The sequence below is a fragment of the Tabrizicola sp. T46 genome, assembly GCF_057219895.1.
Map to the genome: position 1 here is coordinate 1,362,275 of NZ_JBXVVV010000001.1, position 15,176 is coordinate 1,377,450.

At 66.8% G+C, this 15,176-nt stretch carries 15 protein-coding genes; 7 read left to right on the forward strand and 8 right to left on the reverse strand.

Annotation, left to right across the window (positions count from 1 at the left end; translation table 11 throughout):
• The first annotated feature begins 22 nt into the window (after positions 1-22).
• The 4 genes from argH to AC2D9V_RS06775 all read left to right on the forward strand — a co-directional run bounded on the left by argH (position 23) and on the right by AC2D9V_RS06775 (position 2,169).
• Complete coding sequence (gene argH, locus AC2D9V_RS06760) at positions 23-1,426, forward strand: argininosuccinate lyase (RefSeq protein WP_484713261.1); 1,404 nt, start codon at positions 23-25, stop codon at positions 1,424-1,426.
• Positions 1,427-1,429: 3 nt separating this feature from the next.
• Positions 1,430-1,648 carry a hypothetical protein gene (locus tag AC2D9V_RS06765; RefSeq protein ID WP_484713262.1) on the forward strand — a complete coding sequence of 73 codons (219 nt, stop codon included), beginning with the start codon at positions 1,430-1,432 and terminating at the stop codon, positions 1,646-1,648.
• A gap of 72 nt (positions 1,649-1,720) precedes the next feature.
• Complete coding sequence (locus AC2D9V_RS06770; RefSeq protein ID WP_484713263.1) at positions 1,721-1,852, forward strand: hypothetical protein; 132 nt, start codon at positions 1,721-1,723, stop codon at positions 1,850-1,852.
• Positions 1,849-2,169 (forward strand): DUF2834 domain-containing protein, encoded by a 321-nt coding sequence (locus AC2D9V_RS06775; RefSeq protein WP_484713264.1) that lies wholly within the window; start codon positions 1,849-1,851, stop codon positions 2,167-2,169. Before AC2D9V_RS06770 ends, AC2D9V_RS06775 begins: the two co-directional genes overlap by 4 nt.
• Here AC2D9V_RS06775 and AC2D9V_RS06780 read toward each other — a convergent pair whose 3' ends face one another.
• Entirely contained in the window at positions 2,170-3,144 is a 975-nt protein-coding gene (locus tag AC2D9V_RS06780) for a quinone oxidoreductase family protein (RefSeq protein WP_484713265.1), read from the reverse strand.
• Positions 3,145-3,326: 182 nt separating this feature from the next.
• On the opposite strand from AC2D9V_RS06780, the gene lysA reads away from it, so the two are divergent.
• Together lysA and AC2D9V_RS06790 are read left to right on the forward strand one after the other, a co-directional pair.
• Positions 3,327-4,592, forward strand: coding sequence for a diaminopimelate decarboxylase (gene lysA, locus AC2D9V_RS06785; RefSeq protein WP_484713266.1), 1,266 nt, complete (start codon positions 3,327-3,329; stop codon positions 4,590-4,592).
• A 27-nt stretch (positions 4,593-4,619) separates the two neighbouring features.
• Complete coding sequence (locus AC2D9V_RS06790) at positions 4,620-7,214, forward strand: TIGR02302 family protein (RefSeq protein ID WP_484713267.1); 2,595 nt, start codon at positions 4,620-4,622, stop codon at positions 7,212-7,214.
• An 80-nt stretch (positions 7,215-7,294) separates the two neighbouring features.
• Here the strand turns inward: AC2D9V_RS06790 and AC2D9V_RS06795 are convergent, their stop codons facing one another.
• The 7 genes from AC2D9V_RS06795 to AC2D9V_RS06825 form a co-directional block, all read right to left on the reverse strand.
• Positions 7,295-7,516, reverse strand: a complete 222-nt coding sequence (locus AC2D9V_RS06795) for a formate dehydrogenase subunit delta (protein WP_484713268.1) — start codon at positions 7,514-7,516, stop codon at positions 7,295-7,297.
• Positions 7,506-8,306, reverse strand: a complete 801-nt coding sequence (fdhD, locus tag AC2D9V_RS06800) for a formate dehydrogenase accessory sulfurtransferase FdhD (RefSeq protein ID WP_484713269.1) — start codon at positions 8,304-8,306, stop codon at positions 7,506-7,508. Before fdhD ends, AC2D9V_RS06795 begins: the two co-directional genes overlap by 11 nt.
• A complete protein-coding gene (gene fdhF, locus AC2D9V_RS06805; protein WP_484713270.1) occupies positions 8,303-11,188 on the reverse strand; it encodes a formate dehydrogenase subunit alpha in 2,886 nt (961 codons plus the stop codon). Before fdhF ends, fdhD begins: the two co-directional genes overlap by 4 nt.
• Position 11,189: 1 nt before the next feature.
• Entirely contained in the window at positions 11,190-11,399 is a 210-nt protein-coding gene (locus AC2D9V_RS06810) for a DUF4287 domain-containing protein (RefSeq protein ID WP_484713271.1), read from the reverse strand.
• Positions 11,396-12,901, reverse strand: a complete 1,506-nt coding sequence (locus AC2D9V_RS06815; RefSeq protein ID WP_484713272.1) for a formate dehydrogenase beta subunit — start codon at positions 12,899-12,901, stop codon at positions 11,396-11,398. The genes AC2D9V_RS06810 and AC2D9V_RS06815 overlap by 4 nt, the downstream gene beginning before the upstream one ends.
• Positions 12,898-13,356 carry a formate dehydrogenase subunit gamma gene (locus AC2D9V_RS06820; protein ID WP_484713273.1) on the reverse strand — a complete coding sequence of 153 codons (459 nt, stop codon included), beginning with the start codon at positions 13,354-13,356 and terminating at the stop codon, positions 12,898-12,900. The genes AC2D9V_RS06815 and AC2D9V_RS06820 overlap by 4 nt, the downstream gene beginning before the upstream one ends.
• An 86-nt stretch (positions 13,357-13,442) precedes the next feature.
• Positions 13,443-14,324, reverse strand: coding sequence for a LysR family transcriptional regulator (locus AC2D9V_RS06825; protein WP_484713274.1), 882 nt, complete (start codon positions 14,322-14,324; stop codon positions 13,443-13,445).
• A gap of 60 nt (positions 14,325-14,384) precedes the next feature.
• On the opposite strand from AC2D9V_RS06825, the gene AC2D9V_RS06830 reads away from it, so the two are divergent.
• Entirely contained in the window at positions 14,385-15,176 is a 792-nt protein-coding gene (locus AC2D9V_RS06830) for a S49 family peptidase (protein WP_484713275.1), read from the forward strand.

Genomic DNA, 15,176 nt, shown 5'->3' on the forward strand with positions numbered 1-15,176 from the left:
ACCCCTCGCAAGGCCGTTCCCCATGACCGTTTCCCCGAAATCCCCTGCCGCCAACCAGATGTGGGGCGGGCGCTTTGCCACCGGGCCGGACGCGATCATGCAGGCGATCAACGCCTCGATCGGGTTCGACCAGCGGCTCTACGCGCAGGATATCGCGGGCAGCCGGGCCCATGCCGCCATGCTGGCAGCGACAGGCATCCTGAGTGATAATGACGCCAAGGCTATCGGGGAAGGGCTTCTCACGGTCTTGTCAGAGATCGAAGGGGGAAAGTTCCCTTTCCGGGTCGAGCTTGAGGACATCCACCTCAACGTCGAGGCCCGGCTGACCGAGATCGTGGGCGAGGCCGGCAAGCGCCTGCACACCGCCCGCAGCCGGAACGACCAGGTGGCGGTCGACTTCCGGCTTTGGGTCCGCGACCAGTGCGACCAGGCCATCGCCGGGCTGACCGGGCTGATCGCGGCCTTCCTTGCGCAGGCCGAGGCCGGGGCCGACTGGATCATGCCCGGCTTTACCCATCTTCAGACTGCCCAGCCGGTGACTTGGGGCCACCACATGATGGCCTATGTCGAGATGTTCGCCCGCGACCGCTCGCGGTTCGAAGACGCCCGCCGCAGGATGAACGAATGCCCGCTGGGCGCGGCGGCACTGGCGGGAACCAGCTTTCCCATCGACCGGCACATGACCGCGAAGGCGCTGGGGTTCGACCGGCCGACGGCGAACAGCCTCGATTCCGTCAGCGACCGCGACTTTGCGCTGGAGTTCCTGTCCGCTGCGTCGATCTGTGCCATGCACCTTTCGCGCTTTGCCGAAGAGCTGGTGATCTGGTCCTCGGCCCAGTTCCGCTTTGTCCGCCTGTCGGACCGTTGGACCACCGGGTCCTCGATCATGCCGCAGAAGAAGAACCCCGACGCGGCCGAGCTTCTGCGGGCCAAGCTGGGCCGCATCCTTGGGGCAACGGTGGCGCTTTTCACCGTGATGAAGGGCCTGGCGCTGACCTATTCCAAGGACATGCAGGAAGACAAGGAACAGGTCTTCGACGCCGCCGACAGCCTGATGCTGGGACTTGCCGCGATGACCGGCATGGTCGGCGACATGACCGCTAACCGCGCGGCGCTGGCGGCGGCGGCGGCAAGCGGTTTCTCCACTGCGACCGACCTTGCCGACTGGCTGGTGCGCGAACTCGGCCTGCCTTTCCGCGAGGCGCATCACGTGACCGGCACGCTGGTTGCCATGGCCGAACAGCGGGGCGTTGACCTGCCGGACCTGACGCTCGCCGACATGCAGTCGGTGCATCCCGGCATCACGGCGGCGGTGTTTGCCGTGCTCGGCGTGGAAAACTCGGTCCGCAGCCGCACGTCCTATGGCGGCACCGCGCCCGATCAGGTGCGGGCCCAGATCGCCGCCTGGAAAGCGCGGATGGGCTGAGGGATGACCGCCGTCGCCACCGGATCATTCCCAGAGCGCGCGGGGTTTCCCGCGGTGGGCTTGATCCTCATCGCCCTTCCTGCGCTTGCCGCGTGCAAGGACACCCGCCTGCCGGACTTGACCGTCCCTGTGGGTGAGCGCACGACTTTGGGTACCGACCTTCGCGCCAAGGAACCGGTTCTTGGCATCACCATAACCGACCCCTTGCAAAGACTTCCCTGATGATCCGCCTGGCCGGGCTATTCGTAAGCCCGAAAGGCGGAAAGCTCCCCGCACCGCAGACACGAGGACCCGATGACCCGCCTTCTTGCCCTTCCCGCGCTTGCCCTCCTTGCCGCCTGCGGAGCCGACGGCGCGCCGCAGCCCCCCGCCAAGCCGGGGATCACCATCTCGGGTGACGCGCAGATCGGGGTCGTCTCGGAATGACGCCGCTGCGCCTTGCCTTCTTGGCGCTTGCCATCTGGGGCGCGGTGCATCCGATGTACTGGTTCCTGAAGTACATGCGCGAGACCGGAACCGGCCTTGGCGGCCTGATCGACGCCTGGTACGTCAACGCCTCGACCACCGGCCTGACCTGGGATCTGACGATCGCCGCCATCGCCCTGACCGTCTGGATCCTGGCCGAGGCGATCAGCCGCCGCGCATGGTGGCACCTTGTCGCGATCCCCGCGACCTTCTGCATCGGCGTCAGCTGCGGTCTGCCGCTCTACCTTTTCCTGCGCTCGGGGCGCCAGACGGCCTGATCAGAGCGTCAGGATCGTCTGGCCGGTCGTGGCCCGCGCCTCGAGCGCGCGGTTGGCCTCGGCCACGGCCTCCAGCGGGAAGCGCTGGTCGATCCGGATCTTCACCTTGCCCGAAGTGACCATCCCGAATAGCTCGCGCGCCATTTGCTGGCAGGTGGCATGGTCGGCGATATGGGTGAAGAGCGTCTGCCGGGTGATCTTGAGCGATCCCTTGGCGCCAAGTGTCAGGATGTCGAAGGGCGGCACCTTGCCGCTGGCGTTGCCGAAGGAAATCATCATCCCGAAGGGTTTCAGGCAGTTGAGCGACCCTTCGAACGTGTCCTTGCCGACCGAATCCATCACCACGTCCACACCCTTGCCCCCCGTTAGTTCCCTGACGCGGGCGGTGAAATCCTCGGTCCGGTAGTTGATCGCTGCCTCTGCGCCGTGGTCGAGCGCAAGGCGGCACTTCTCGTCCGACCCGGCCGTGGCAATCAGGCGGATGCCCTCGGCCCGCGCCCATTGGCAGGCGATCAGGCCGACACCCCCGGCGGCGGCGTGGAAGAGCACCGTGTCCCCGGCCTTGAGCGGCGTCGTGCGGCGGAAAAGGTACTGGACAGTCATCCCCTTCAGCATCATCGCCGCGCCTTCGTCGAAACCGATCGCGTCGGGCAGGGGGCAGACCTGCGCGGCGGGCATCACGCGCGCTTCCGCATAGGCTCCTGGCGGGTTCGCGGCATAGGCGACCCTGTCGCCCGGTTTCAGATGGGTGACGCCGTCCCCCACCGCCTCGACCACGCCGGACGCCTCCATCCCAAGTGCGGCCGGCAAGGGCAGGGGATAGAGCCCGGACCGCTGATAGACGTCAATGAAGTTCAGCCCGCAGGCCCGCTGCGCGATCCTGATCTCGCCCGGTCCGGGGTCCCCCACCGGGCGGTCGACCAGTTTCAGGACCTCCGGGCCGCCGGTGGCCTCGATGATGACGGTGCGTGACATGGCGGTCCCCCTCTTTCGCGCCATCCTAGCCTGCCACCGCCGCTTGACCAGCCGGGGCGCAGAGTTTTCGAAAACTCCGCACCGGAAATCCGCGATTTCCGTTTCGATTTCTTCGAAGAAATCGGCGCTTTGCACCCGTGCGGCGCTTCGCTATGACGGCACCGTCAGACCGGGGGCGACGATTGGACCATTTCCTTTACAAGAACGGCACGCTTCACGCCGAGGACGTGGCGATCCCCGATATCGCCGCCGCGGTCGGAACGCCGTTCTACGTCTATTCGACCGCCACGCTGACCCGGCACTACCGCCTGTTCACCGAGGCGCTGTCGCCACTGCCCCACCTTGTCTGCTTTGCGATCAAGTCCCTCTCCAACGTGGCGGTCCTGAAGACGCTCGGCAATCTTGGGGCCGGGATGGACGTGGTTTCGGGCGGGGAATACCTGCGGGCCAAGGCGGCGGGCGTGCCGGGCGACCGGATCGTCTTTTCCGGAGTCGGCAAGACGCGCGAGGAGATGCGGCTTGCCCTGACCGGCGGCATCCGGCAGTTCAACGTGGAAAGCGAGCCCGAGATGCGGGCCCTCTCTGATGTTGCCACAAGTCTCGGGCTGACCGCCCCGATCACCGTTCGCGTGAACCCCGACGTCGACGCCCGGACGCATGAGAAGATCGCCACCGGCAAGAAGGAAAACAAGTTCGGCATCCCCATCGCCCGCGCCTCCGAGGTCTATGCCGAGGCCGCCCGCCTGCCGGGGCTTCAGGTCATCGGGATCGACGTCCACATCGGCAGCCAGCTGACCGAGCTGGAGCCGTTCGAGCAGGCCTATCTCAAGGTCGCCGACCTGACCCGCCGCCTGCGGTCAGAAGGCCATACGATCACTCGCCTCGACCTCGGCGGGGGCCTTGGCATCCCCTACACCCGGTCGAACGAGGCGCCGCCCCTGCCCACCGACTACGGCGCACTTATCAAGCGCACTGTCGGCGACCTCGGCTGCGAGATCGAGATCGAGCCGGGCCGGCTGATTTCCGGCAACGCCGGCATTCTCGTGGCGAAGGTGATCTATGTGAAGAACGGCGAGGGGCGGGACTTCCTGATCCTCGACGCCGCAATGAATGACCTCGTCCGCCCCTCGATGTACGGCGCGCATCACGACATCGTCCCGGTGGCCGAACCCCCGGTCGCCGCACCGACGCAGGAGTTCGACGTGGTCGGCCCGGTCTGCGAAACCGGCGACACCTTCGCCAAGGGCCGCGACCTGCCGCTGGTGGCCGAAGGGGACCTTGTCGCCTTCCGCAGTGCAGGTGCCTATGGCGCGGTGATGGCCTCGGAATACAACACCCGGCCGCTGATCCCCGAGGTGCTGGTCCACGGGGATCACTTCGCCGTCATACGGGCAAGGCCGACCTTTGACGAAATCCTGAACCGCGATACCATCCCTGCGTGGCTGTGACGTCCCGTCCGGCCGGTGGCAGGTGAGATGACCGGGAAACCCGCAGAAGCGCCGCTGAAATCGCTCGTCTGGCCCATGCGGCTGACGTTCGTCGGGCTTTGGGCGGAACGACTGGCCCGCGCGTTCTGGCCGCTCTGGTCGCTGATCCTTGCAGTGCTTGCCGCCCTGGCTTTCGGCCTGCAGGACCTTGGCCCCCTGGCCTGGGCGCAATGGGGCGGTGTGGCTGCGGCCCTGGCAGCGCTGGGCCTTTTCGTCCTTGGCTACCGGCGGTTCCGCAAACCCACGCTGGATGACGCGCTGAACCGGCTTGATTCGGCCATGCCCGGTCGTCCCATCGCCGCCCTCCGCGACACCCAGGCGATCGGCACCGATGATCCCGCCTCGCTTGCCGTCTGGCAGGCGCATCAGGACCGCATGGCCGCCCGCGCCGCCCAGGCCCAGCCCGTGGCCCCGGACCTGCGGCTTTCGTCGCGCGATCCGTTCTCGCTCCGCTATGTCGCGCTGACCGCCTTCGTGATGGCGATGATCTTCGGGTCTTTCTGGCGCGTGGCCACCGTCTCGGGCCTCGCCCCCGGCGCGGCCGAGGCGATGCCGGGCGGTCCGACTTGGGAAGGCTGGGCCCAGCCGCCCGCCTATACCGGGAAGCCCTCACTTTACCTCAACGAGATCACCGCCGGCACGCTGGAACTGCCCACGGGAACCCGTGTGCAGATCCGCCTCTATGGCCCCGAGGGCGAGCTGACCGTTGCCCAGACGATTGCCGACCTGCCACCCGTCACCGCCGCGCCGGCGGACCCGGCGACCGTGCCGGGGACGACCCCCGCCGCCGCTGTCCCGGCCGCCATCCCCGGGGTCCATGACCTGACGGTGATGCGCTCCGGGCAACTTTCGATCGAAGGTCGCGGCGGACGTGAATGGAACATCGCCGCGGTGCCCGACCTTGCCCCTTCGATCAGCGTCACCGGTGAGATGGGGCGCGAGGCCGATGGCCGCTTCAAGCAGCCCTTCAGCGCCACCGATGATTACGGCGTCGTCGCGGGCCGGGTGACGATCACCCTCGACCTCGCGGCCGTCACCCGCCGCCACGGCCTGACCGTCGACCCCGAGCCGGTGGAGCCCGTGGTGCTCGACCTGCCGATGCCCCTTTCCGGCGACCGGACCGAGGTCGAAGAGACGCTGGTCGACGACCTGTCGAAGCATGTCTTCGCCAACCTGCCCGTGACCATGGTCTTCGCCGCCGTCGACGCCGCAGGGCAGGAGGCGACTTCGGCCCCCCATGCCGTCACCCTGCCGGGCAAGCGCTTCTTCGATCCCTTCGCCGCTGCGCTGATCGAGATGCGGCGCGATATCCTGTGGAACCGGGTGAACGCCCCGCGCGCCGTCCAGCTTCTGAAAGCGATGACCCACCGGCCTGACGGCTTCATCCGCCACGAACGCGCCTTCATGTACCTGCGCGTGGTCATCCGTGACCTTGAGGCGAAAGAGGCCAGCCTTTCCGTCGAAGACCGCGACCGGCTGGCCGAAGACCTGTGGAACATCGCCCTGATGGTCGAGGAGGGGAACCTCCAGGACGCCTTCGAACGCCTGCAACGCGCCCAGGACCGGCTGGACGAGGCGATCCGCAACGGCGCCTCGCCGGAAGAGATCGAAGAGCTAATGCGCGAGATGCAGCAGGCGCTGAACGAATACATGCGCGAGCTTGCCGAAGAAGCGCAGCGCAACCCCGGCGACCAGCAGCAGCAAGGCCAGATGCAGGGCCAGATGATGTCGGGCGACCAGTTGCAGCAGATGCTGGACGAACTTCAGCGCCTGATGGAAGAGGGCCGCACAGCCGAAGCTGCCGAGCTGATGGAACAGCTTCGCCAGCTGATGGAGAACATGGAGATCGTCCAGGGTCAGGGCCAAGGCCAGGGCCAGGGACAGGGCAGCCCCGGCCAGGAAGGCATGCGCCAGCTGGGCGATGCCCTGCGTGACCAGCAGGAGCTTTCCGACGATTCCTTCCGCGAGATGCAGCAGGGCGGCGGTCAGCCGGGTGAGGAATTCGGCGAGAACGGCCAGGAACCGGGCCAGGACCAGCCGGGCCAGGGCCAGGAGGGCGATCAGGAAGGGCAGGGCGGGCAGGAGCAAGGCAGCCTGACCGATCGGCAGCGCGACCTGCGCGAGCGGCTGGATGACCTCCAGCGGGGCCAGCTTCCCGGCGACGGTACCGAGCAGGGCGAGGAAGGCCGCCGCAACCTCGACCGCGCCGGCCGCGCGATGGAAGAGGCCGAAGAGGCGCTGCGCCGGGGTGACCTTGACGGTGCGCTCGACCGCCAGGCCGAGGCGATGGAGGCGATGCGCGACGGTCTGCAGGACTTCGGCGAGGCCTTGGCCCAAGAACAGCGCGAAAACCGCGACGGGCAGGGCAATCAGGAATTTGGCAGTGCCGACCCGAACGGCCGCGATCCCCTGGGGCGTGAGCCGGGGGATGCGGCGCGGATCGGGTCAGACGAGAACATGGTCCAGAACGATCCGAACCTGCGCGCGCAGGAGCTTCTGGACGAAATCCGCCGCCGCTCGGGCGAACTGGCCCGGCCCAGCGAGGAACTCGACTACCTCAAGCGTCTCTTGCAGCTGTTCTGAAGCGGCTGGGATGTGCGCCCCGGACCTGATCCGGGGCCTCTGCCCGCCCAGAGAGGTCCCGGATCAAGTCCGGTACGGTATCAGGCCGCAACGGGCCGGCGGATGCTTGCGGCTGCGTCCAAGACCAGCGGCCGCAGGCCCGCACCCCCGGCATCGACGATCTCGAACAGCTGCCGCCGCATCCGCGGGTCCCAGAAGTCGTTGATATGGGCGGCGAACAGCGTAACGCCCTCGTCATGGGGTTTCGATTCCATGAACTTCGCGATGTCGTTCGCCATGCGCGTGATCTTTTCAGCCGACATGGGCCACCTCCGTCACGATCCGATCCGTATGCGAGAAGACTTCGAACCTCTCGCCCTTCGCCAGGGCGACCAGGGTGATCCCCGCCGCCTCGGCCAGTTCCACCGCCGCCACGGTCGGGGCCGAAACGGCAATGATCATCGGCGCCCCCAGCATGGCGACCTTCTGCACCATGTCGGTCGAAACGCGAGAGGTCAGCACCACGGCCCCGACCGGCCGATTGCCTGCGAGCGCCATCGCCCCGACCAGCTTGTCGAGCGCGTTGTGCCGCCCCACATCCTCGCGTGCCAGAAGCACGTGGCCATTCCAGAACGCCGCGCCATGCACCGCCCGGGTCGCATCATGCAGCCGCTGCTCTCCGGGAAGCTCTGCCACCGCCTGCAGGACCTGCGACGGCGTCATCCGAAAGCCGTTGGGCGCAACCGCCGGCACGTCGCGCAGCGCCTGATCGATGGAATCGATCCCGCAGAGGCCGCAACCCACCGGCCCCGCCATCACCCGCCGCCGCGCGGCCAGCCTCGCCTCGGCCTCTGGCGTCAGCCAGACCTGCACGTCGCGGCCCCGGGGGACCTCGACCACCTCGACCGACAGGATCTCATCCGGCCGGGCGATCCCCTCGGTCAGAGCAAAGCCGACCCCGAAATCCTCCAGGTCCGCCGGTGTTGCCATCATCACCGCCTGCGTCGTCCCGTTGAACGACAGCGCGATGGCCACTTCCTCGGGCAGCACCCGTTCTCCGGCGGCAACCGAAGACCCGAACACCAGCCGAGGGGTTGGCCGCGCGCCTTTCATTCCGCGGCCAGGATCCGGCGCGACAGGGCGGCCTGGGCCTCGTATTCCTTCTGCCACTCGGTCGGCCCGTTGGACGGGCTGACCTGCACCGCCGTCACCTTGTACTCCGGGCAGTTCGTCGCCCAGTCGCTGAAGTCCGTCGTGATGACGTTCGCCTGCGTCCCTGGGAAGTGGAAGGTCGTGTAGACCACGCCGGGGCTGACCTTGTCGGTGATCGTCGCCCGCAACGTCGTTTCCCCCGACCGGCTGGCCAGCCGCACATAGTCACCTTCCCGGATGCCCCGGTTCTCGGCATCATGCGGGTGGATCTCCAGCACGTCCTCGTCATGCCAGACCACGTTCGCCGTCCGCCGCGTCTGCGCGCCGACGTTGTACTGGCTCAGGATGCGCCCAGTGGTCAGCAGCAGCGGGAAGCGCGGCCCGGTCTTCTCATCCGTCGCCACATATTCGGTGCGGATGAACTTGCCCTTGCCGCGCACGAAGCCGTCGATGTGCATCAGCGGCGTGCCTTCCGGCGCCTTCTCGTTGCAGGGCCACTGGATTGAGCCCATCGTCTCGATCTTCTCATAGGTCACGCCCGCGAAGGACGGGGTGGTCATCGCGATCTCGTCCATGATCTGGCTGGGGTGGGTGTAGCCCCAGTTCGCGCCCATCGCGTTGGCGAACATCTGGGTCACTTCCCAGTCGGCGTAACCCTGCTTCGGTGCCATCACCTTGCGGACCATGTTGATCCGACGCTCGGCGTTGGTGAAGGTGCCGTCCTTCTCCAGGAAGCTGGAGCCTGGGAAGAACACGTGGGCGTAGTTCGCGGTTTCGTTCAGGAAGAGGTCGTGGACGATCACGCATTCCATCGCCGCCAGACCCGCCGCGACGTGGTGGGTGTCGGGGTCGGATTGCAGGATGTCCTCACCCTGGCAGTAAAGGCCCTTGAAGGTGCCTTCGACCGCCGCGTCCAGCATGTTCGGGATGCGCAGGCCCGGCTCCGGGTCCAGCGTGACGCCCCAGGCCTTTTCATAGATCGCGCGGACCTCGGGGTTCTTCACGTGGCGGTAGCCCGGCAGCTCATGCGGGAAGGACCCCATGTCGCAGGACCCCTGCACGTTGTTCTGCCCCCGCAGCGGGTTCACCCCTACGCCGCGCCGCCCGATGTTGCCGGTCAGCATCGCAAGGTTGGCGATGCCGATGACGGTGGTGGACCCCTGCGAATGCTCGGTCACGCCCAGCCCATAGTAGATCGCCGCATTGCCGCCGGTCGCGTACAGCCGCGCCGCCTGACGGATTTCCTCGGCCGGGACGCCCGTCACCAGTTCCACCGCTTCGGGCGAGTGGTTGGGCGCGCTGATGAACTCCGCATAGTCCTGGAACTCGTCCCAGTCGCAGCGGCTGCGGATGAACTCTTCGTTGTACAGCTTCTCGGTCACGATCACATGCGCGATGGCCGAAACCACCGCCACGTTCGTCCCCGGTGTCAGCGCCAGGTGATGCGCGGCCTTGTAGTGCGGGCCTTCCACGGTTTCCGTGCGACGCGGGTCGACGACGATCAGCTTCGCCCCCTTGCGCAGCCGCTTCTTCATGCGGGAGGCGAACACCGGGTGCCCCGCATGTGGGTTAGCGCCGATCACCATGATGACGTCGGCTTCTTCGACCGAATCGAAGTCCTGCGTCCCGGCACTGGTGCCAAAGGTCTGCCCCAGCCCATAGCCGGTGGGCGAATGGCACACCCGCGCGCAGGTGTCGGTGTTGTTGTTCATGAACACCGCACGGGTCAGCTTCTGGACAAGGTAGGCCTCTTCGTTCGTGCAGCGCGACGAGGTGATGACCCCCACCGAATTCCGCCCGTACTTGGCCTGGATGCCCTTCATCTTGGCGGCGGCGAACTCCATCGCCTCGGCCCAAGACACTTCCCGCCACGGCTCCGAAATCGTCTCGCGGATCATCGGCTTCAGGATGCGGTCCTGGTGCGTCGCGTAGCCATAGGCGAAGCGGCCCTTGACGCAGGAATGGCCCCGGTTGGCCTTGCCGTGCTTGTAGGGCGTCATCCGCACCAGCTCATCGCCGCGCATTTCCGCTTTGAACGAACAGCCCACCCCGCAATAGGCGCAGGTGGTGATGATGCTGCGGTCTGGAGTCCCGATCTCGATCACCGACTTCTCCTGCAGCGTCGCCGTCGGGCAGGCCTGCACGCAGGCACCGCAGCTGACGCAGTCCGAGGCCAGCGCATTGTCCGTCTTCGCCCCGAACGACACCCGGCTGTCAAACCCGCGCCCCTCGATGGTCAGCGCGAAGGTCCCCTGCACTTCCTCGCAGGCCCGCACGCAGCGCGAGCAGACGATGCATTTCTGCGGGTCATAGCTGAAGTACGGGTTGGAATCGTCGCGCGGGATGTAAAGCGGGTTCGCCTCGCCGGAAGTGTTGCGCGGCTTGAAATGGGTCTCCACTGCCTCATACCGCACATCGCGCAGCCCCACGGCCCCCGCCATGTCCTGCAACTCACAGTCGCCGTTCGCAGAACAGGTCAGGCAGTCCAGCGGATGGTCCGAGATGTAAAGCTCCATCACCCCGCGCCGCAGCTGCTTCAGCTTGGCGTTCTGGGTGTGAACCTTGATCCCCGGCGCGACCGGCGTGGTGCAGCTTGCAGGCGTCCCGTTCCGCCCCTCGATCTCCACCAGGCAGAGGCGGCAGGACCCGAAGGCATCCACGCTGTCGGTCGCGCAAAGCTTCGGCACCGAAATCCCGATCTCCGCCGCCGCCCGCATGATGCTGGTCCCTTCCGGAACCGTCACATCGAAACCGTCGATGGTCAGCGTGACCATCGTCTTCGACTTTGCGGCCGGGGTGCCGAAGTCGCGGTCGGGGATGATGAAATCCTTGAAGTCCTTCATCCTAGTTCCCTTTCTTGGCGGCAAGCTGGTGGGCGACGATGGCGTTGGCGTGGCCATGGCCCATCGCGTGGGTGTCTTTCAGGAAAGCGACGATCTGCATGTGCGGCAGGTCAAGTTTGTCCCTGATCTGGTCGAACCAATGGCTCATCGGCTGACCGTATTTCTTCTCGATGGACGGGAAGTATGAAGCCGGGCCTTTGACGTCGGTCATTCCGCAGCCTCCTTCGCGCGGGCGAAGTCATCCGGGAAATGGGTGATCGCCGACATCACCGGATAGGGCGTGAACCCGCCCAGCGCGCAGAGCGAGCCGAATTTCATCGTGTTGCAGAGGTCGGTCAGGATCGGCATCGCAGAAGCATCGCCCCGCGCCAGCCGGTCGATGGTCTCAACCCCACGGGTGGAGCCGATCCGGCAGGGCGTGCACTTCCCGCAGGACTCGATCGCACAGAACTCCATCGCGAAGCGGGCCATCTGCAGCATGTCCACCGTGTCGTCGGCAATGGTCAGGCCGGCGTGGCCGATCAGGCCCTCTTTCGCGCCGAACTCCTCATACCCGAAGGGCGTATCGAACAGCGACGGCGGGAACCAGGCCCCCAGCGGCCCCCCCACCTGCACCGCCTTCACCGGCCGGCCCGAGGCGGTGCCCCCGCCGATTTCATTCACGATCTGGCCCAGCGTCAGCCCGAAGGCCACCTCGTAAAGCCCGCCGTACTTCACGTTCCCGGCGATCTGCAGCGGGATCGTCCCGCGAGACCGCCCCAGCCCGAAGTCCTTATAGAACGCCGCGCCCCTGGCCATGATCACCGGCACCGAGGCCAGCGAGATCACGTTGTTCACCACCGTCGGCCGGCCCATGAACCCCTGCAGCGCGGGCAGCGGCGGCTTGGCACGCACCACGCCGCGTTTGCCTTCCAGGCTGTTCAGCAGCGACGTCTCTTCGCCGCAGACATAGGCCCCCGCACCAACGCGGATTTCCATGTCGAACTGCGGCCCCAGCACGCCCGCTTCCCGCGCAATCCGCACAGCGGTGTCCATCACCCGGATCGCCACAGGGTATTCCGAACGGATATACACATACCCCTTGGTCGCCCCGCAGGCCAAACCGGCAATCGCCATGCCTTCGATCAGCGTGAAGGGATCGCCCTCCATCAGCATCCGGTCGGCAAAGGTGGCGCTGTCGCCCTCGTCCGCGTTGCAGACGATGTACTTCTGCTCGCCCGGCGCTTCCGAGACGGTCTTCCACTTGATGCCCGTCGGAAAGCCCGCGCCGCCACGGCCGCGTAGCCCGGACTCGGTCACCTCGGCCACGATCTCGGCTTTTGACATGCCCTTGGCCCGCTCCAGCCCGACCAGGCCGCCATGCGCGCGGTAATCCTCCAGCGACAGGGGATCGATCACCCCGACGCGGGCGAAGGTCAGCCGCGTCTGCCCCTTCATCCAGGGCAGTTCCTCGACCAGCCCCAGCGCCTTGGGATGCGACACGAGGTCACCGAACAGCCCCGGCACATCGGCCATGGTCATCGGCCCGAACCCCACCCGGCCCGCGTCCGTCACCACCTCGACCAGCGGCTCCAGCCAGACCATCCCGCGCGACCCATTCCGCACGACCTCAACCGCAACACCGCGGCGCGACGCCTCGGCCTGAATGGCCGCAACCAGCCCGTCAGCCCCAAGCGCAACAGCAACCGAATCCAGCGGAACGAAAACCTTCATTTCGCCACCTCCGCCACCACCGAGGCATCGCAGCGACCCACAAGCCGCCCGTCGACCATCGCCGCCGGTCCGCAGGCGCACAGCCCCAGGCAGAACACCGGCTCCAGCGTCACGCGGCCATCCGGCGTCGTCTCGTGCCAGTCGATCCCCAGCGCCGCCTTCACCGCATCGGCCACCCGGTCGCCGCCCATCGTCTGGCAGGCCTCGGCCCGGCATAGCTTCAGCACATGCCGCCCCGCGGGCTTTTCGCGGAAGTCGTGGTAGAAGCTGACTACCCCATGCACTTCGGCCTTCGACAGCATCAGCGCCTTGGCGATCTGCGGGATGGCCTCTTGCGGGATGTATCCGAAGGCGTGCTGCACCGCATGCAGGATCGGCAGCAGCGGACCCTCCAGCCCCTGATGGGCTTCAAGGATCTCGGCGATCCGGTCGGATTGGGTATGGGAATCGAGCATGCGGGCAACCTCTGGCTGGCATGCCTTGGTATACGCCGATTGATAGACGGATCAATGTCGATATATCGTCAGACGATAGACACCATCTATCGAAACAGCCGCACCGCCTCATCCACCAGCGCCTGCAAGACCGGAGTCTGCGGGTCGCGCCGCGCCGCGATCAGGCCGACCGTATGCTCCGCCTCCGGCTCGACGATGGGGATAGAATGCAGCCGCCCGTCCGCAACGAACATGTCGGCCAGCTTTTTTGGCACCACGCTGGCCCACCGCCCGGTCAGCACATGCGCCACCAGCGCCATGGTCGAGTTCGACTCGATCATCGGCGCGGCAGAAACACCGGCCTCGCCCAGGTGCTGGTTCACGATCCGCCGGTTCTGCATGTCCGAGGTCAGAAGGCACAGGGGCACGCTGGCCAGTTCCCCCCAACTCACCTGCCGCCGCCCCGCCAGTTCCGAGCCCGGCGCGATCAGAAGCCGGTAGAACTCGGTATAAAGCGGCACCTGCGCCACCCGGCCCAGCGGTTCGTTGTCCAGGTAGGTGATCCCCGCCTCCAGATCCAGCGCCTCGATCCCGGTCAGGATCTCCACACTCGTCCGCGAAAGGATCGACACCCGCACATTCGGGTGGCGCTGTGTGAAAGGCCCCGTCAGGTCGGCCACCATCGGCAGCGCCGTTGGGATCACCCCCAGCCGCAGGTTGCCCGACAGGCCTGAGCGGACCACCCGCATCTCGTCCTTCAGCGCGCGGACGTCGCCCACGATGCCCAAGGCCCGGTCAAGCACCCTCTGACCCTCCGGCGTCAGCCCCTGGAACCGGCTGCCCCGGAACACCAGCTGCACGCCCAGCTGATCCTCCAGCTGCCGGATCGCGCTGGATAGCGAAGGCTGCGTCACCCCGCAAACCTCGGCCGCCCGGCCGAAATGCCGTTCCTTCGCCAGCGCGATGAACATTTCCAGCTTGTCGATCATTACCGCAGCCTGCCGCGCCCCGCCCTTGCCCGCAAGCCCCGCACGCCTTACCTCTTCGCAATGCGACGCTTCCTCCCCTTCCTGCCCAAGCCCCCCCTGGTCCCCGTGATCCGCCTTGGCGGCACCATCGGCACCGGCACCCGCTCCCTGAATGATGAGGCGCTGGCACCCCTCATTGAAAAGGCGTTCAAGCTGAAGCCCGCCGCCGTGGCGCTTCAGATCAACTCTCCCGGCGGGTCAGCGGTGCAATCCTCGCTCATCGCCGCCCGCATCCGGCGGCTGGCGGATGAAAAGAAGGTGCCCGTCCACGCGTTTGTCGAGGATGTCGCGGCCTCCGGCGGCTACTGGCTTGCCTGCGCGGCGGATGACATCTGGGTGGACCAGAGCAGCATCGTCGGGTCGATCGGCGTGATCTTCGCCTCCTTCGGTTTCCCCGAACTCATGGCCCGCCAGGGTGTCGAACGCCGCGTCGTCACCGCCGGCCGGTCGAAAAGCTTTGCCGACCCCTTCCTGCCGCAAAAGCCGGAGGACGTGGAACGTCTCAAGGCCCTGCAGACCCCGATCCATCAGGCCTTCATCGACCATGTGAAACACGCCCGCGGCAAGCGGCTGAAGGAAGACGCCGATCTCTTCAACGCCGACATCTGGGTCGGCCAGCAGGCGGTCGACCTCGGCCTTGCCGACGGAGTGGCGCATCTGGTGCCCCAGCTGAAGTCGGTTTACGGCGAGAAGGTTAAGCTCGTCCCCCTCGGCCGCCGGCGCAGCCTTTTCCAGCGCCTCGGCCTTTCCCTCGTCGATGAAACCCTCGGCGCGGTCGAGGATCGGGCGCTCTGGGCGCGCTACGGCCTCTGA